At 38.2% G+C, this 16,007-nt stretch carries 18 protein-coding genes; 13 read left to right on the forward strand and 5 right to left on the reverse strand.

Features of this window, described 5'->3' with window-relative positions; all coding sequences use genetic code 11:
- Both AM305_RS01560 and AM305_RS01565 read right to left on the reverse strand, forming a co-directional pair.
- Nucleotides 1-373: Mur ligase domain-containing protein (locus tag AM305_RS01560; protein WP_005822548.1), on the reverse strand; the 373-nt coding region annotated here is incomplete at its 3' end.
- Nucleotides 374-466: 93 nt separating this feature from the next.
- Nucleotides 467-1,204 carry a glutathione peroxidase gene (locus AM305_RS01565; RefSeq protein WP_005822550.1) on the reverse strand — a complete coding sequence of 246 codons (738 nt, stop codon included), beginning with the start codon at nucleotides 1,202-1,204 and terminating at the stop codon, nucleotides 467-469.
- A 111-nt stretch (nucleotides 1,205-1,315) separates the two neighbouring features.
- Here AM305_RS01565 and oxyR point away from each other — a divergent pair, with 111 nt between their 5' ends.
- Nucleotides 1,316-2,212, forward strand: coding sequence for a DNA-binding transcriptional regulator OxyR (gene oxyR, locus AM305_RS01570; protein WP_005822552.1), 897 nt, complete (start codon nucleotides 1,316-1,318; stop codon nucleotides 2,210-2,212).
- Entirely contained in the window at nucleotides 2,205-2,825 is a 621-nt protein-coding gene (gene fabR / locus AM305_RS01575) for an HTH-type transcriptional repressor FabR (protein ID WP_005822554.1), read from the forward strand. The genes oxyR and fabR overlap by 8 nt, the downstream gene beginning before the upstream one ends.
- 57 nt (nucleotides 2,826-2,882) lie before the next feature.
- On the opposite strand, the gene rsmC is transcribed toward fabR, so the two are convergent.
- Nucleotides 2,883-3,869 carry a 16S rRNA (guanine(1207)-N(2))-methyltransferase RsmC gene (gene rsmC, locus AM305_RS01580; protein ID WP_005822556.1) on the reverse strand — a complete coding sequence of 329 codons (987 nt, stop codon included), beginning with the start codon at nucleotides 3,867-3,869 and terminating at the stop codon, nucleotides 2,883-2,885.
- An 83-nt stretch (nucleotides 3,870-3,952) separates the two neighbouring features.
- Between rsmC and AM305_RS01585 the strand changes: the two genes are divergently transcribed.
- Complete coding sequence (locus tag AM305_RS01585) at nucleotides 3,953-4,360, forward strand: DNA polymerase III subunit psi (RefSeq protein WP_005822558.1); 408 nt, start codon at nucleotides 3,953-3,955, stop codon at nucleotides 4,358-4,360.
- A 177-nt stretch (nucleotides 4,361-4,537) separates the two neighbouring features.
- On the opposite strand, the gene znuA is transcribed toward AM305_RS01585, so the two are convergent.
- Nucleotides 4,538-5,458, reverse strand: coding sequence for a zinc ABC transporter substrate-binding protein ZnuA (znuA, locus tag AM305_RS01590; RefSeq protein ID WP_005822559.1), 921 nt, complete (start codon nucleotides 5,456-5,458; stop codon nucleotides 4,538-4,540).
- Between the two features lie 403 nt (nucleotides 5,459-5,861).
- Between znuA and rne the strand changes: the two genes are divergently transcribed.
- Nucleotides 5,862-8,783: a ribonuclease E gene (gene rne, locus AM305_RS01595; protein WP_005822561.1), complete on the forward strand. Its 2,922-nt coding sequence runs from the start codon at nucleotides 5,862-5,864 to the stop codon at nucleotides 8,781-8,783.
- A 73-nt stretch (nucleotides 8,784-8,856) separates the two neighbouring features.
- Here rne and radC read toward each other — a convergent pair whose 3' ends face one another.
- Nucleotides 8,857-9,522 (reverse strand): RadC family protein, encoded by a 666-nt coding sequence (gene radC, locus AM305_RS01600; protein WP_005822562.1) that lies wholly within the window; start codon nucleotides 9,520-9,522, stop codon nucleotides 8,857-8,859.
- A gap of 176 nt (nucleotides 9,523-9,698) precedes the next feature.
- Between radC and coaBC the strand changes: the two genes are divergently transcribed.
- The 9 genes from coaBC (at nucleotide 9,699) to AM305_RS01640 (ending at nucleotide 16,004) form a co-directional block, all read left to right on the forward strand.
- Nucleotides 9,699-10,913, forward strand: coding sequence for a bifunctional phosphopantothenoylcysteine decarboxylase/phosphopantothenate--cysteine ligase CoaBC (gene coaBC, locus AM305_RS01605; RefSeq protein ID WP_005822564.1), 1,215 nt, complete (start codon nucleotides 9,699-9,701; stop codon nucleotides 10,911-10,913).
- Nucleotides 10,906-11,571, forward strand: a complete 666-nt coding sequence (locus AM305_RS01610) for a glycosyltransferase (protein WP_005822565.1) — start codon at nucleotides 10,906-10,908, stop codon at nucleotides 11,569-11,571. Before coaBC ends, AM305_RS01610 begins: the two co-directional genes overlap by 8 nt.
- Before the next feature lie 185 nt (nucleotides 11,572-11,756).
- Nucleotides 11,757-12,212 carry a dUTP diphosphatase gene (gene dut / locus AM305_RS01615; RefSeq protein ID WP_005822567.1) on the forward strand — a complete coding sequence of 152 codons (456 nt, stop codon included), beginning with the start codon at nucleotides 11,757-11,759 and terminating at the stop codon, nucleotides 12,210-12,212.
- An 8-nt stretch (nucleotides 12,213-12,220) separates the two neighbouring features.
- Nucleotides 12,221-12,829 (forward strand): nucleoid occlusion factor SlmA, encoded by a 609-nt coding sequence (gene slmA / locus AM305_RS01620; RefSeq protein WP_005822568.1) that lies wholly within the window; start codon nucleotides 12,221-12,223, stop codon nucleotides 12,827-12,829.
- Between the two features lie 7 nt (nucleotides 12,830-12,836).
- Nucleotides 12,837-13,055 carry a YheU family protein gene (locus tag AM305_RS01625; RefSeq protein ID WP_005817906.1) on the forward strand — a complete coding sequence of 73 codons (219 nt, stop codon included), beginning with the start codon at nucleotides 12,837-12,839 and terminating at the stop codon, nucleotides 13,053-13,055.
- Nucleotides 13,056-13,117: 62 nt separating this feature from the next.
- Nucleotides 13,118-13,804: a cAMP-activated global transcriptional regulator CRP gene (gene crp, locus AM305_RS01630; RefSeq protein ID WP_005822570.1), complete on the forward strand. Its 687-nt coding sequence runs from the start codon at nucleotides 13,118-13,120 to the stop codon at nucleotides 13,802-13,804.
- 419 nt (nucleotides 13,805-14,223) lie between these two features.
- Nucleotides 14,224-14,820, forward strand: coding sequence for a hypothetical protein (locus tag AM305_RS01635; protein WP_005822572.1), 597 nt, complete (start codon nucleotides 14,224-14,226; stop codon nucleotides 14,818-14,820).
- Nucleotides 14,821-14,832: 12 nt separating this feature from the next.
- Complete coding sequence (locus tag AM305_RS12390) at nucleotides 14,833-15,006, forward strand: hypothetical protein (RefSeq protein WP_005822573.1); 174 nt, start codon at nucleotides 14,833-14,835, stop codon at nucleotides 15,004-15,006.
- A gap of 413 nt (nucleotides 15,007-15,419) precedes the next feature.
- Nucleotides 15,420-16,004 carry a hypothetical protein gene (locus AM305_RS01640; protein WP_005822574.1) on the forward strand — a complete coding sequence of 195 codons (585 nt, stop codon included), beginning with the start codon at nucleotides 15,420-15,422 and terminating at the stop codon, nucleotides 16,002-16,004.
- Nucleotides 16,005-16,007: the final 3 nt, after the last annotated feature.

Below are 16,007 nucleotides of genomic sequence, written 5' to 3' on the forward strand. Positions count from 1 at the left end.
AAGCCAACATTCCCGTTGTGGTTGTTTTACCGTGCGTGCCTGAAACGCCAAGCACCCAACGATCTTTAAGAAGATGATCATGTAGCCATTGCGGCCCGGAAGTATAATTCAGCTGATTATTAAGAACATATTCGACACAAGGATTACCTCGGCTCATCGCATTGCCAATAACAACTAAATCTGGCGCAGGCTGAAGTTGTTCAACATCATAATTAGGGATAATTTCAATGCCATGGCTTTCTAAAAAGGTACTCATTGGTGGATAAACATTCGTATCTGAGCCGGTTACTTTATAACCTAATTCACGGACAATCATCGCTACACCGCCCATAAAAGTGCCACAAATACCGAGAATATGGATATGTTTTTTCATTGCTTTCCTTTAAATTGAAAAATTTGGCTAAGTATAACAAAAAAGGCTAAGTTCTTATAGAACCTAGCCTTTTTTAGTATTGTTAATGTAACATTATTTTACATCAAAGTATGCTTGTAAATCATCGCTACCACCGATGTGTTTACCGCCAATGAATACTTGTGGCACACTTGTGCGGCCTGTAATTGCACGTACAGAAGTTGTTGAAGCATCGCGACCTAATACGATTTCTTCGTATGGTAAGCCTTTCACTTCTAATAATGCTTTCGCTTTTGCACAGAACGGGCAACCTGGTTTAGTGATGATTGATACTGAAGGTTTTGCTTCCCAAGCTGGGTTTAAGTATTTGATCATAGTATCAGCATCAGATACTTTGAATGGGTCGCCTGGTTCTTGTGGTTCGATAAACATTTTTTCAATAGTGCCGTTGTTTACGAACATAGAATAACGCCAAGAACGATCGCCAAAACCTAAATCGTTTTTGCTCACTAACATACCCATACCACGAGTGAAATCACCGTTACCGTCTGGAATTACGGTTACATTTTCAGACTCTTGATCTGCTTTCCAAGCATTCATAACGAAAGTATCGTTTACAGATACACAAACGATTTCATCTACACCTAACGCATAGAATTCTTTTGCTAATTCGTTATAACGTGGTAAGTGAGTAGATGAACAAGTTGGTGTAAATGCACCCGGTAAAGAGAACACTACAACTTTTTTGTTGTTAAATAATTCATCTGTTGTTACATCAATCCAAGCATCGCCTTGGCGTGTGTGGAAGGTTACGCTAGGAACTTTTTGACCAGTCATATCTTTTAAAGACATTTTTTTTCTCCAATTGGTTATTAAATTTAAATTTTGCACGCATTCTACAAATAAATGTGTAATAATTCATCTTATTTGATTGATAGGTAAGATTTATAAAAAGGAGCTATCGTGAATATTCGTGATCTTGAATATCTCATTGCACTTGCAGAATATAAACATTTCCGCCGTGCAGCGGATGCTTGTAATGTCAGCCAGCCGACATTAAGCGGTCAAATTCGTAAACTGGAAGACGAATTAGGCACAATCTTATTAGAACGAACCAGCCGCAAAGTGTTATTCACTCAATCAGGATTAACGCTGGTAGAGCAAGCCAAAGCCGTTTTACGTGAAGTTAAAATTTTACGAGAAATGGCAAGCAATCAAGGGAAAGAGATGTCTGGGCCACTTCATGTTGGGATTATTCCAACATTAGGTCCTTACCTTTCTCCGATTATTGTGCCAGCGATGAAGTCAGCATTTCCGGAGTTAGAGTTATATCTTTATGAATTACAAACCGCACAGCTTGTCGATCAATTAGCTGCTGGGCAGTTAGACTGTGGGATTTTAGCGTTTGTTAAAGAAAGCGAACCGTTTATTGAAGTGCCACTCTTTAACGAAGAGATGTTACTTGCCGTATCAGATAAACACCCTTGGGCAAGTTTAGGCACCTTAGATATTTCAATGCTAAAAAATGAGGAGCTCCTTTTCCTTGATGATGGACATTGCTTACGTACACAAGCATTAGATTATTGCCTATCTGTTGGTGCGAAAGAAAGCCCGCATTTTAAGGCAACCAATTTAGAGACCTTACGCAATATGGTTTCCGCAAATGTTGGAATTTCATTAATGCCTAAACTTGCGGCACAACCAACAAGCGGTGTGAATTATCTCGAATTTTGCGATCCAAAACCTTATCGCTCAATTGGTTTGATTTACCGCCCTGGTTCCCCATTGCGTATGCGTTATGAACGTTTGGCAAAAGGCATTGATGAACTCATGAATAACAAAGAAGGCTCGGATGAGTAGTCTCGGCGTTCGTGCTCAACAAAAAGAAAGAACACGCCGCGCATTAGTTGATGCGGCGTTTAATCAGCTTAGCGCAGAAAAAAGTTTCAGCAACCTCAGTTTGCGAGAAGTTGCAAGAGAAGCTGGGATTGCACCGACTTCGTTTTATCGCCATTTTAAAGATATGGATGAACTCGGTTTAGCTATGGTAGATGAGTCTGGTTTGGTACTCCGTCAATTGATGCGCCAAGCCCGTAAGCGCATAGAAAAGGGTGGCAGTGTTGTCGTGCTCTCTGTAGAAACATTCTTTGAACTGATTGCAAGTCGCCCCAATGTGTTTAGACTTTTACTTCGAGAAAGTTCAGGGACGTCCCAAGCCTTTCGTACGGCGGCTTCTCGTGAAATCCAGCATTTTGTTGAAGAGCTAACAGATTATATCTTAATGCGAGAGCCAACGATTGGGCGAGATATTGCTTATATTCAATCGGAAGGCTTAGTTACGCTGGTATTTACAGCTGGCTCACATGCTTTAGATATGAATAACCAACAACGAGAAGAATTAAAAAAACGCGTTATGATGCAACTAAGAATGTTAATTCACGGCGCCACAGCTTATGCAAATCGGAAGCTATAATCGTTGTTAATTTCCCTCTTTACAGATGAAATTGAGGGAAATTAACAACAATTCAGATTAAGCCTTAGCGGAATAAACTTTAAATTTAGTAGATTTCGCTAATAGCTGATGAGAGCCAAATGCTTGATCTAATAAATCCGGATAAGGTAAAAAAGCATTTGCTACGATCCGCAATTCTCCTCCTCTCGTTAAGTGATTTTTAGCTTGTAGAATAAGATTTTCTACGGCTCGATAAGCAGTATCGATCCCATCATGGAATGGTGGGTTTGAAATAATTAAATCAAAACGCCCATCAATATGTGAGAACACATCGCTGGCGATGACCTTTCCTTCAAGTTGGTTTTCAGCAAGCGTTCTTTCACTTGAAGCTAATGCCATTGCGTGAATATCACTCATCGTTAATTTAATTTTCGGGAACATTTTTTTCAAACTCGCCCCAATTACCCCTGCGCCACAACCTAAATCTAATACATCACCTTTTAATCCATCAGCTTTATGGAAGGTAGAAAGTAAGAGTTTTGTGCCTCCATCTAGCTCTGATGAGCTAAATACAGCTGGTAAGGCAAAAATATCCAATTCATTTAAGCGGTAAGATTTCCAGAATTTTTTGCAATCGAAGTTTGGAACAGTGTGTAGTTCAAAGTGGTACAAACCACAACGGCGTGCCGAATCAATTTTGGCAATATTACCAAATGGCTCAAGCATTTTTTCAACTGAGCGCACACCGGCACGATTTTCCCCGATAACCAATAATGCTTGCCCTGGTGATGATTGCGATAGCCATTGCAAGAGTTGAAACTGACATTCTTGTTTGTTTTTTGTCCAGTAAAATACGCCTAATTCTGCTTGATTTGGATTTTCTAAGCTAAATTCAACCGCTTGTCGATGATGAGCGTAATCAAAATAGTTCGTTAAAGTATGGACTTTTTTTGCTTTAGTGAGCGATTGAGCAAAATCGTCTCGTACATCGCCAAAAAATAAGATAGATTTGCCTTCAAACACGGGCAAATGACGTGCTAAAACTTCACTTTCAATGGATAACATAATTTCTGTATAAGGTTGAGAAAAGATTTCCCCATTCTACCGACTTTTGCTACTATTCCCTATCAATTTTTATGAGAAAAAAGATGAATAGACGAGATTTATTACTCAGCGAAATGGGTATTACACAATGGCAACTTAAGAAACCGGAAGTCTTAAAAGGCGATGCACAAATTCGCTTGAATTCGGCAATAAAATTGGTGGTAATTTGTAAAGCAGATTATCAAACAACCGGTTTATTCCGAGATGTGTTGCATTCGCTTTCGCTACAAGATGTAGAATACCAATGGTTGGACAACGAGCAATCTCAACGTTTAACGGTTGATCATTCCATTTTACTTTGGCTGATCGAAGAAGAACAAGCGGGTAAAATTGAGCAACATTTTGCAAATCAAACGATTATTCAGACCGCTAGTTGGAACGAATTGGCAAAAGTGGAAGAAAAGCGGAAACTTTGGAAAGCGTTAGAACAGTTTTGTAAAGTTATAGAATAACCGGATTTGTAGGGACACACTGCGTGTGTCCACAAAATTTTATAACAGACGCATTGTGTGCCCGCAAAATTTTACAACGGACACACGCAGTGTGTCCCTACACAATTAATTGAAATTCTTAGCAAATTTTCGGTAATTTACCGTAGAGCTAATTACATTAGCCCCATTTCCCAATCACTATTTTTCTGCCAAACATTGGCTAAATTCATCCGCTAAACTTTGTAAGAATGTCGGATAAGCATTTTTACCCATTTCAATTTTAGCACCAAGTGGATCGAGCTGTCCGACTTTAACTTGCGTACCCTTACTTAAGCTTTCAATGACTCGTGGCGTAAATTGTGGCTCAGCAAATAAACATTTAGCTTGTTTTGAGCTAACGTTTTCTTTAATTTTTGCTAACGTTTTTGCCCCCGGTGCAACGGTAGGGTTGATCGTAAAAGAGCCAAGTGAGTGCAATCCATAAGCCGACTCAAAATAACCATAAGCCTCGTGGAATGTGTAGTAACCTTTTTCTTTAACCGGAGCAAGCTGTTTTTGCAACTCAGCTTTTTTCGCTGTTAATACGGTTTTAAAATGAGCTAAGTTATCCGCAATTTTGGCTTTTTGTGCAGGATATTGTTGTGTCAGACGAGCGGCGATTTGTTCTGCCGCAATATCTGCCGCATCAGAAGAGAGCCAAATGTGCCAGTCTTTACTGTGATCATGCCCATCGTGAGAATGGCTATGTTCATGATGACCATGATCATGTTCGTGTTCATCGTGCTTTTCTGTTTTTGCGACAATTTCTGCAATAGCCGGCACTTCCGATAAGGTTAGTACGCGTTCTTTCGGTAGTTTATCAATACTCTTGTCTAAAAAAGATTCTAAACCATGCCCAACCCATACAACTAATTGCGCAGAATTTAATTGTTCTACATCTGAAGGTTTTAAGCTGTAATCATGTGGTGAAGCGCTTACAGGCAAGAGTACTTTTGTATCTGTTACACCATCAGTAATGGCATTTGCAATAAACCCTAAAGGTTTAATCGTTGTTAATACTTCTGCATGGCTAAACAAACTTAAGGAAAGTAGGCTTAGCGATAGGATTGTTTTTTTCATTTTTGTCTCCTTTCAATGTAAACGCAAAGTATTCTATCAGAACTGATTTAATTTACCATATTTTTTTTATGGCTTTTAAGTCTCGTATAAGTTTCTTTTGATTTACTTCATGAGAATTACCTTGCCTTTTCTTACGGCAAAATGCGATAATACAGCGTTATTTTATGCTTGATTTTTAGCATAAAAAACACTTTAAACAAGCCTGAAAGAGAGGCTAATGATTTGCCTTTGCAGCCATTTTAGACAAACGAAATGGGCGTAAGACAAAGAACTATGGCTAGACGAGAGACAGTCGGGAGATTGACACTATGCACTAAGATTTAATGTGCGCTAATCTCGATGTTTGGGACGCTCCCTAAAAGACACTAGCATGTAACAACAATAATGAAATAAGAGAAACACAATGAAAAGAATGTTAATCAATGCAACTCAAAAAGAAGAGTTGCGCGTTGCCTTAGTGGATGGGCAACGACTGTTCGATTTGGACATTGAAAGTCCAGGGCATGAACAGAAAAAATCCAATATTTATAAAGGGAAAATTACCCGTGTTGAACCAAGCCTTGAGGCGGCATTTGTCGATTACGGTGCCGAGCGTCATGGTTTCCTCCCTTTGAAAGAAATTTCCCGTGAATACTTCCCTTCAGACTATGTTTTTAATGGTCGCCCAAATATCAAAGATATTATCAAAGAAGGTCAGGAAGTTATCGTTCAAGTCAGTAAAGAAGAACGTGGCAACAAAGGCGCAGCTTTAACGACCTTTATTTCTTTGGCGGGAAGCTATCTTGTTTTAATGCCAAATAACCCTCGTGCAGGCGGTATTTCTCGCCGTATTGAGGGCGATGAGCGTTTAGAGTTAAAAGAGGCCTTAGATTGCTTAGATGTGCCTGAGGATGTTGGTCTTATCGTCCGTACTGCCGGTGTGGGCAAATCGCCGGAAGAATTACAGTGGGACTTAAAAGTTTTACTACATCACTGGGAAGCGATTAAAAATGCAGCGCAATCACGTCCTGCCCCGTTCTTAATTCATCAAGAAAGTGATGTGATTGTTCGTGCGATCCGTGATTACCTCCGCCGTGATATTGGCGAAATTTTAATTGATAATAAAAAAATCTTTGAAAAAGCCAAAAATCATATTCGCTTAGTACGTCCTGATTTTATCAACCGCGTTCGCTTATACGAAGGCGAAGTACCGCTATTTAGCCACTATCAAATTGAATCTCAGATTGAGTCTGCGTTCCAACGTGAAGTGCGTTTACCATCAGGTGGCTCAATTGTTATTGATGTTACCGAAGCTTTAACCGCAATTGATATTAACTCTTCTCGCTCAACACGAGGGGGCGATATTGAAGAGACAGCGTTAAACACGAACTTAGAAGCAGCTGATGAGATTGCTCGTCAATTACGTTTACGCGACTTAGGTGGGTTAATTGTTATCGACTTTATTGATATGACACCGGTTCGCCATCAACGCGAAGTGGAAAATCGTATCCGTGAAGCGACACGCCAAGACCGTGCAAGAATTCAATTTAGCCGTATTTCTCGCTTTGGCTTACTTGAAATGAGTCGTCAGCGTTTGAGCCCTTCATTAAGTGAAGCCTCAAGCCATATTTGTCCTCGTTGCCAAGGTACAGGTAAAGTTCGCGATAATGAATCGATCGCACTTTCTATCTTACGTTTAGTTGAAGAAGAAGCAATCAAAGAAAACTCAGCACAAGTTCATGCGATTGTGCCTGTTGAGGTAGCATCTTACTTATTAAATGAAAAACGTAAGGCGATTTCAGGTATTGAAAAACGTCATGATGTTAATGTTGTCGTAGTACCAAGCGAAAGTATGGAAACGCCACATTTCAGCGTATATCGTTTACGTGAAAATGAAATTGTCCCAACGTTAAGTTACGATTTAGCAAAACATTACCATGAAAGAGAGGAAGAAGAACATTCTTTCCACCATCATGTAAATTCTGATGAAGCTTTGGTTAGCCGTAACGAACCGGTTATTACGGTAGAAACGGTATTAAATAGTTCCGAGCTTAATCTTCAACCTGCACCAACGCCAGCAGAGCCTGAGAAACCATCGTTGTTTAGTCGTTTACTGGCGAAGCTAAAAGCATTATTTGCGACTGAAGAAAAAGTTGAAGAAAAAACAAAAGCGAAACCTCGTAATTCTCGTGAGCGCCGCAATAACCGCCAACGCAATAATCGCCAAGAGCGTAAAGCTCAAACACAACAAGATGAGAGTAAAGCTACTAAGGTAGAAAAAGCGGAGAAGGTCAAACAGCCTCGCCGTCAAATTGTTGAAGAGACAGCTGGTGTAACGGAAGAACCAAAATCAACTGTAACAGAGCGCCGCCAACGCCGGGACTTACGTAAAAAAGTTCGTGTGGAAAATACAACAGATATGGCGACTGAAGAACCAATTTTGGTAGAAGAAGCGGTCAAACCGGTTGTAGAACAAAAAGTGCAACAAGCTGATAAAATCCAACCGCTTGTAACACAGGAGAATGTGGTAAGTGAAGATGAAACCAAAACGGAAAGCCGTGAAAATAATCGTCCACGCCGTTTACCTCGTCATCTTCGTGTTGGAAACCAACGTCGTCGTGAAAATCGCCAACGTGTACAAGCAATGCCTTTAGCTGCTGCGGTGGCATCACCGGAAGCGGCAAGCGGTAAAATTTTACTAGCGCCTGTACGTACAGCTAAACCGACACAAGATAAAACAGCATTCTTATCTGTTGATGAAATGTTAGAACAACAATCACCGGAAATGAATGTAAAATCAAATGAGAGCTCTACGGAAGAAAAGGTAGCTAACTCAAGTGTTCCATTTGGTGCTTTTGTTACACAACAAACCCATCGTGATCTTGTGAAAGAAAAACACGAAGAAAAAGTTATCTCTGTTGAGCAAGAAATTAAACCGGAAGTCATTTCGGTTGAAGAGCATATTGCCCCATTTGGTGGCGTGGTTAGCCAACATTCCGATAGAGATTTGGTTAAAGAGAAAAATGAACGTGTACAGAAGTTTAAAGCTCAGGCAACCATTGCGCCTGCTATTGTAGAAGAAACATCTTCAATTATTGAAGCACCTGTTTCAACTTATCAAAGCAGCTATGTGTTTGAAGGGCATTTAGGAACTTTCTCACGTGTTCAACATACTCGAGTTGAAATGACAAGAGCAGAAGCGCCTCAAGAATTACGTTCCGATTATGAAGTTAAGGAATGGCTAAGCTCTAAATACTATTTCTATGGTAAAGGGTTTGGTGGTCATTCAAGTGCGGTAAGTCATGTACATTCCGCGCCTCGTGTAGCTTCAAATGACCTAGTCTAGGCAAAAATCTTAAATCATATTATTTTTCAATTAAATGCTACTTGAAATCAAGTAGCATTTTTTACGAGAAATGTTAAAGCGTTTCAAGCTTTTCTTCTTCAAAGGAAAAATAATCCCCTTTTCCGACAATAATATGATCTACAAAACGAATATCCACTAAACCGCACGCCATTTCGATACGGCGGGTTAAATGGCGATCTGCTTCGCTCGGTGTGCATTCGCCAGAAGGATGGTTGTGCGCAATAATGATAGCCGCTGCATTACATTTTAGTGCGGCTTTTATCACCTCTCTTGGATGAACGCTTGCTTGATTGATAGTACCAAAAAACATTTTTTCAGTCCGAATGAGGCGGTTTTGGTTATCTAAAAAGAGTACCATAAAAACTTCTCTCTCCCAGTGTTCGAGCTCGGATTGAAAATACATGATAGCGACATAAGGATCATTAATGGTTTCATTCGCTTGCATTTGTTGAGAAAGATAGCGTTTGGTCATTTCCTTAGTCGCTTGTAACTGAATATATTGGGTTTGCCCCAACCCTCGCACTTGGCAAAACTCTTCTAAAGGAGCGGTTAAAAGCCCCCGTAGAGAACCAAATTCGGTAAGTACATTCGCAGAAAGCTCCATAACCGGAGTCCCTTTAATTCCTGTACGTAAGAAAATCGCAAGCAGTTCTTGATCATTTAATGACTCAACACCTTGTTGCAATAATTTTTCACGTGGCATCATTGTTTTATGCATATTTAATTATTCCTTTTTTAACCAGCACAAGGGTAAGGAAAAACGGAGAAAGAATCAAAAGCCAAAATCAAAATTTTCGAAGCGTGTCGCAAAACAAATTAAAAAAAGTTTTTGTTGTGAGTGAGTGCCTAGTTGCGTAAAATATTAAGTCACTTATTATGGAATTAGGATAGAAAATGCTAACCAATAAAAAAATCCTGATTGGTATTACAGGCGGCATTGCGGCTTACAAAACCATTGAGCTAATCCGTTTATTAAAAACAGCGGGGGCAGACGTTCGTGTTGCAATAACTCCTGCGGCAGAAGCCTTTGTAACACCGCTGACATTGCAGGCCATTTCAGGTAATGCGGTTTCAACTTCTTTACTTGATCCCCAAGCAGAATTAGCGATGGGGCATATTGAATTGGCGAAATGGGCAGATTTGGTAGTGATTGCCCCTGCAACAGCTGACTTTATTGCACGGTTGCGTATTGGAATGGGCAATGATTTGCTTTCCACCATTTGCCTTGCGACCGCTTCACCGATTTTACTTGCACCGGCAATGAACCAGCAGATGTACAAGCGGTCGATTGTGCAGGAAAATTTGCAAAGTTTAATAGAGCAAGGAATTTCAATCATCGGGCCTAACGCTGGTTTCCAAGCCTGTGGCGATATAGGTAAAGGCAGAATGTCTGAGCCGAGTGAGATTTTCCAAGCGATTGAAGCGTATTTTACGCAATCGCAAGATTTTGCTGATTTGAGTGTCGTGATTACTGCCGGTCCAACGCGTGAAGCAATCGATCCTGTGCGTTATATCAGCAATCACAGTTCAGGCAAAATGGGCTTTGCGATCGCGGAAGCCTTCGCTAAACGTGGAGCAAAAGTTACCTTGATTGCAGGTCCTGTCAATTTAGCTACACCACAAAATGTTAGCCGTATTGATGTGATTTCCGCACAACAAATGGCGGAACAAGCGGTAAGTTTGGCACAAAAAAATGCAATTTTTATCGGCTGTGCGGCGGTAGCTGATTATCGAGTGGATCAGGTTGCAGAGCAGAAAATTAAGAAAACAGGCGATAATGATGAACTAACTTTAAAGCTCGTCAAAAATCCTGATATTATCGCTACCGTAGCTCATCTTACTCAAAATCGCCCTTTTGTCGTGGGCTTTGCTGCTGAAACACAAAATGTAGCAGATTATGCGAAAGATAAGTTACAACGTAAAAATTTAGATCTAATCTGTGCCAATGATGTGTCTGGTGGACAGGTGTTCGGGCAAGATCAAAATTCACTTCATCTCTTTTGGCAAAATGGCGAGAAAATTTTACCGCTTGCAGAGAAAGGGAAATTGGCGGAAGGATTGGTCGAAGAAATTCAGAAACGCTATAAGGAAAAAGGGCTGAATGGATAAAGTTAATGTGTTATTTGCTACAGATAAGAATTATCTTCCTTATTTGGAGTGCTCATTAAAATCATTGTTAGCTCATAATGAAGATTTATCCGTTTTTGTATTAAATACGGGAGATATTCCAAGCGATTGGGCGAAAAATTTACAGCCTTATTTTGCGCAACGCCGCTCAGAATTAACACTTTGCTATTTAAATCAGGCCTCTTTAAATCATTTTGAAGATAGCGGTTATATCAGCAAGGCAACTTATTTAAGATATTATATTGAAGATCTTTTTCAATATGCTTCAACACCTTATTGGATATATTTAGATTGTGATATTGCAATTAACGGTGACATCACATTGCCATTTAAGCAACTTAAAACCTCTAAATATGCGCTGGCAGCGGTGTCTGATCCGTATGTAAACAGCATTGACGATCACCCTTATAAATATCAAGATTATTTTAATGCTGGTATTCTTTATTTCGATGCAAACCGATGTCAGGGAATAAAAAAAGACCTCATTAAATTAACCGAGCAATTAAAAGATAGAATTGTTTTTGGTGATCAAGATATTTTGAATGTGTATTTCCAAGATAATTGGCTAAAGCTAGATAATTTATCGAATTTTCAACTTGATCATATTTTGTATAAAAAATACACAACAGGGGGGGGGTAAAATAGCACCTTATATTTTGCATTTTACCGGTCCAAATAAACCGCTGGGGAATGTTTCATCTGCTGATGAAAATGTAATGGCTGTGATAGCTTTATTTCGAGCTTATCATCAACTATCTTGGGACAATATTGTAAATCTCCCACTTGGAAGTATTAAATTAATGTTTTAGTTTAAAAGGATAAAGAATGAAACAAATTGACTTAAAAATTTTAGATAAACGAATTGGCACAGAATTTCCTTTGCCAACTTATGCAACAACAGGTTCAGCAGGGTTAGATTTACGGGCATTAGTGGAGCAACCTTTAACCGTAGAAGCAGGACAGACAGTGTTAATTCCAACGGGGATTTCGGTTTATATCGCCGATCCAAACTTGGCGGCGGTAATTTTGCCTCGTTCAGGGCTTGGGCATAAAAATGGGGTCGTATTGGGTAACTTGGTTGGCTTAATCGACAGCGATTATCAAGGCCCGTTAATGGTGTCTCTTTGGAACCGTAGCGATAAGCCATTTACGATTGAAGTAGGCGATCGTATTGCCCAGCTCGTTTTTGTTCCTGTGGTGCAGGCACAATTTAATATCGTAGAAGAATTTACTGCAACCGACCGTGGCGAAGGTGGCTTTGGTCATTCAGGTAAACAATAGGGTAGAAAATGACAGAACCTGTAATCAAAATGCCGAAAAAGTCGGTAAAAGAGCGACAGCAGCAAGTGCTTGAAGTCTTAATCAGTTTACTGAATTCGGAAGAAGGTATGCAACGTGTTACCACGGAGCGATTAGCTAAAGCGGTTGGGGTATCAGAAGGGGCGTTATATCGCTATTTCCCGAGCAAAACTAAGATGTTTGAAGCATTGATTGAGCGGATAGAACAAACCTTAACAAGCTATATTGCCGCCAGTAAACGCAAAGAAAATACTACTGCTTTAGCAATAAAAGCTATTCTTTACACTGTTATTGAATTTGCTCGTAAAAATCCGGGAGTTACCCGTATTTTAACCGGGCACGCACTTATGTTTGAAGATGACACGCTAAAAGCCCGTGTATCAAAATTCTTTGATGGCTTAGAATTTCAATTTGCCAATATTTTGCAAATGAGCAAATTAAAAGATGGTAAATCTTTTGAAGATGAGCGTGCATTAGCAGGCTATTTAGTAAACTTCTGTGAAGGACAATTTTTACGCTTAGTTCGCTCAAACTTTAGTTATAATCAGCACCAACATTTTGATAAACAGTGGGCAATGATTAAACCTTTATTTGATTAGAGGCGATATGATTATTCCTTGGCAAGAATTGGAAGAAAGCACGCTTTATAATGTGCTGGATTCCTTTATTTTAAGAGAAGGCACAGATTATGGAACAAGAGAGCTTTCTCTGGAAGAAAAACGAGAGCGTTTATTAGCACAACTCAAGGCAGATAAGGTAGTCATTGTGTGGTCAGAACTACACGAAAGCCTTGATATAAAAGACAAAAACTCGTTTTTAGGTTAGTTTGAATGTATATGTTACAATCAGACTATAACAATTAGATAATTTTGATAGAAAGGATTTTTATGCAAGATATGACGCTTAGCACTCCGCCTCTTGGGGATTTAACACCTTCTCCTTCCATTCACGACCCTGTGGTTGAGTGGTTTTTAACGCAATGCCATGTGCATCGTTATCCGGCAAAGTATACTTTAATTCACGCCGGCGAAAATGCGGAATCATTGTATTACATTGTAAGCGGTTCGGTTTCTGTTTTTGTGAAAGATGATGAGCATAAAGAGATGCTTTTAACCCATCTAGGACAAGGTGAATTTTTAGGCGAGATTAGCTTGTTTGAAGAAAAAGTTCAGCCGAGAACAGCGTGGGTAAAAACCAAAGAGACCTGTGAAATTGCCGAGATTTCTTACAAAAAATTTAAGCAAATCGTGCATTTAAATCCGGATATTTTAATGTACCTTGCGGCTCAAATGGCACGCCGTTTACGCCAAACATCAAGCCAAGTGAGCAATTTAGCCTTTTTAGATGTGGCAGGGCGAATTGCGCAAACATTGATGAATTTAGCCAAACAGCCTGATGCGATGACGCACCCTGATGGTATGCAAATTAAAATTACCCGTCAGGAAATCGGGCAAATGGTGGGCTGTTCTCGAGAGACCGTAGGGCGCATTTTAAAAATGTTAGAAGATGATGGCTTGATTTCAGCTCACGGTAAAACCATTGTGATTTATCGCAATAAACTTCTGAAAGCATAAGCCTTTTCTATTTTAACAAGCGGTCGGTTTTGTAAAACAGTTCGGTATTATGTAGCAGTTGCACAAAGATTGGCATAGTAGACAAATTTGTTGCTGTTTTGCCAAAAACTATGCCAAGTGGACAAAATTGTTGCTAATGTTTATTTTCATTAAATGTTAGCAACTCTTTTTATTTAAAAAATCCTTTATAAACATAATCTTATATCTTTTCGTTAACCCGTTATGAATAGATAACTTCTGCTTCAGTTCTTTAAACATTCCCCTCTCTGAAATTTCTATTCATAAAAAATATGAAGTAGATCACAAATTTAATGATTGGCTATTTATTAAGCGCATTTCGTGTGTTATAAATACAATAATGACACTTTTTATTACCCTATATTTAGGGTTTAGAATAAAAATGATGGTGAGATTTTGCGATGAGTCATAGCATTTGTAATAAGTTAAAACAGCATTTTAGCAAGCATCCTTGTTGTTGCATTGCTCTACTTATCCCTTTTATACCCTATATTTTATGGGTATCTTTTTTCTATGACATGATTTTAGCAGAAATCATTACTCCTTACCGTTGTGATATGTGGAAAGGCAAAGAAGTAGAAGTTTTTTTAACACCTGAAGAATGGAGAAAGTTATCAGGCGTTAATGAGTCACTCAAAGGTACTGAATGGGTATATTATCCTACGATTGAAGGTAAGCCAGAAACAGATCCTTTTTTTATAAAAAATCAAGGGCTATATCAACAAGTAATGTATTTTGATGAACATAGACATTATTTATCTTCCATTAACAATAAGTATCCTAATTTGAATATATATGTATACATATATCCAAAAACAATCTTCGGACATGATACATTTGTATTATACGATAGCAAATTAGAACAAAAAATAATTCAGTATAATATAATTAAAGGATACTTTCGGAATCCTCTTTCAGGGCTTCCTGAAAGCTTTGATTGTAATAAAAATGAAATGTCCAACGCTTCAAAATTGATCGAAAATTATTTAAATAATTAATGAGGTGCGATTATGTCTAATGACAACCTAGCATTGTTAGCAGCTTCAGCATATGGAGAATTTCCTGAAATAAATAACCGTAATAAAATTAATGAGAGTTTAAGAGCAAAATCTGAACTTTCTGATGAACAAGCTAGAAATTTTATAGACAATTATGACATTCTAGCTCATCAGCCAAATTGCTAGTGGCTACTCAGGAACTCTCGTTATTTCAATAGTAAGCGTTGAAGTGTGATTATTATGGTTTGATTAAAATGTGAACTTGATCACAAACCTAACATTTTGTTATTTATTGTTCGGAAATTTTTGCTAGCTTAGAAAAATAGCCTTTCCTGTACTGCAGATGTACTAAGCGTTCTAGTTTTATAATTCATATGGTATGAATACGTAAAATGAGCCAAATTAAACTTGGCTTTAGATAAGGGTGTAAAAAAGAACTATATTTTTAAAGAATAGATTATAGTTTTTTATTTTATAAAAACTATATATTATAAGTCCCAAATTCTTTGGGGAAGTGGTAGGCTATAATTCCAGTGTGTTTATAGATTAGGTTTAAAAGATAGTATATTTCAATGAACTTGTTAAGTTAGTGGTATTTTATGAGTAAGAAAGTTATTAAGAAATATTGTTTTTTTATTTTGTTTTTCTTATCTGGGGTTTATGTGGTTTGGGTAGGCTTTTCTTCTGATTTTTGTCTTAGTGGTAATAAATTTTCTACGAGTGAAATATATAATAAAGCAAAGTATATATATATATTAAAAGAGATAGAAAAATCAAATCACATGATAAATAAATTTACTAGATGTAAAGATTATAAGTGTGGAGTGTTTTATTTAAAAGGAAATGATTTATTGTCTCATGTGGATAGTTTTGATGATATGTATTATGTTTTCTTAAAGTTAAACGATATGAAGCTGAGCAAAGACTATATCAGTAAGGAAAACGTAAGTGAGATTTACGTGAGAGATTATAATGGAATGGGTGTTATTTATATTTTTAATGGGATTTTTCCATGGAATGATTCTTATTTGTTAGACAAGGTAATTGACCTTGAAGAAGAAGGATATTATATGAATATAATAATGAAGCATATAGATAGTAAAGGATATGTTTATAATGAGACTCCATTAAATAGTTTTTATCAGAAAATAGATAGTTGTGGTAATCCATCTTACTTTTTTTAGGAG

Source organism: Actinobacillus minor NM305 (genome assembly GCF_000175195.1).
Taxonomy (GTDB): Bacteria; Pseudomonadota; Gammaproteobacteria; order Enterobacterales; family Pasteurellaceae; genus Haemophilus_A; species Haemophilus_A minor.

Coding starts and splice junctions, on each gene's coding strand:
- dut (WP_005822567.1), top strand. CDS start 11,757: ATGAAACAAATTGACTTAAAAATTTTAGATAAACGAATTGGCACAGAA.
- AM305_RS01640 (WP_005822574.1), top strand. CDS start 15,420: ATGAGTAAGAAAGTTATTAAGAAATATTGTTTTTTTATTTTGTTTTTC.
- znuA (WP_005822559.1), bottom strand. CDS start 5,458: ATGAAAAAAACAATCCTATCGCTAAGCCTACTTTCCTTAAGTTTGTTT.
- AM305_RS01565 (WP_005822550.1), bottom strand. CDS start 1,204: ATGTCTTTAAAAGATATGACTGGTCAAAAAGTTCCTAGCGTAACCTTC.
- AM305_RS01635 (WP_005822572.1), top strand. CDS start 14,224: ATGAGTCATAGCATTTGTAATAAGTTAAAACAGCATTTTAGCAAGCAT.
- crp (WP_005822570.1), top strand. CDS start 13,118: ATGCAAGATATGACGCTTAGCACTCCGCCTCTTGGGGATTTAACACCT.
- fabR (WP_005822554.1), top strand. CDS start 2,205: ATGAGTAGTCTCGGCGTTCGTGCTCAACAAAAAGAAAGAACACGCCGC.
- radC (WP_005822562.1), bottom strand. CDS start 9,522: ATGCATAAAACAATGATGCCACGTGAAAAATTATTGCAACAAGGTGTT.
- AM305_RS01610 (WP_005822565.1), top strand. CDS start 10,906: ATGGATAAAGTTAATGTGTTATTTGCTACAGATAAGAATTATCTTCCT.
- coaBC (WP_005822564.1), top strand. CDS start 9,699: ATGCTAACCAATAAAAAAATCCTGATTGGTATTACAGGCGGCATTGCG.
- rne (WP_005822561.1), top strand. CDS start 5,862: ATGAAAAGAATGTTAATCAATGCAACTCAAAAAGAAGAGTTGCGCGTT.
- AM305_RS01625 (WP_005817906.1), top strand. CDS start 12,837: ATGATTATTCCTTGGCAAGAATTGGAAGAAAGCACGCTTTATAATGTG.
- AM305_RS12390 (WP_005822573.1), top strand. CDS start 14,833: ATGTCTAATGACAACCTAGCATTGTTAGCAGCTTCAGCATATGGAGAA.
- slmA (WP_005822568.1), top strand. CDS start 12,221: ATGACAGAACCTGTAATCAAAATGCCGAAAAAGTCGGTAAAAGAGCGA.
- rsmC (WP_005822556.1), bottom strand. CDS start 3,869: ATGTTATCCATTGAAAGTGAAGTTTTAGCACGTCATTTGCCCGTGTTT.
- AM305_RS01585 (WP_005822558.1), top strand. CDS start 3,953: ATGAATAGACGAGATTTATTACTCAGCGAAATGGGTATTACACAATGG.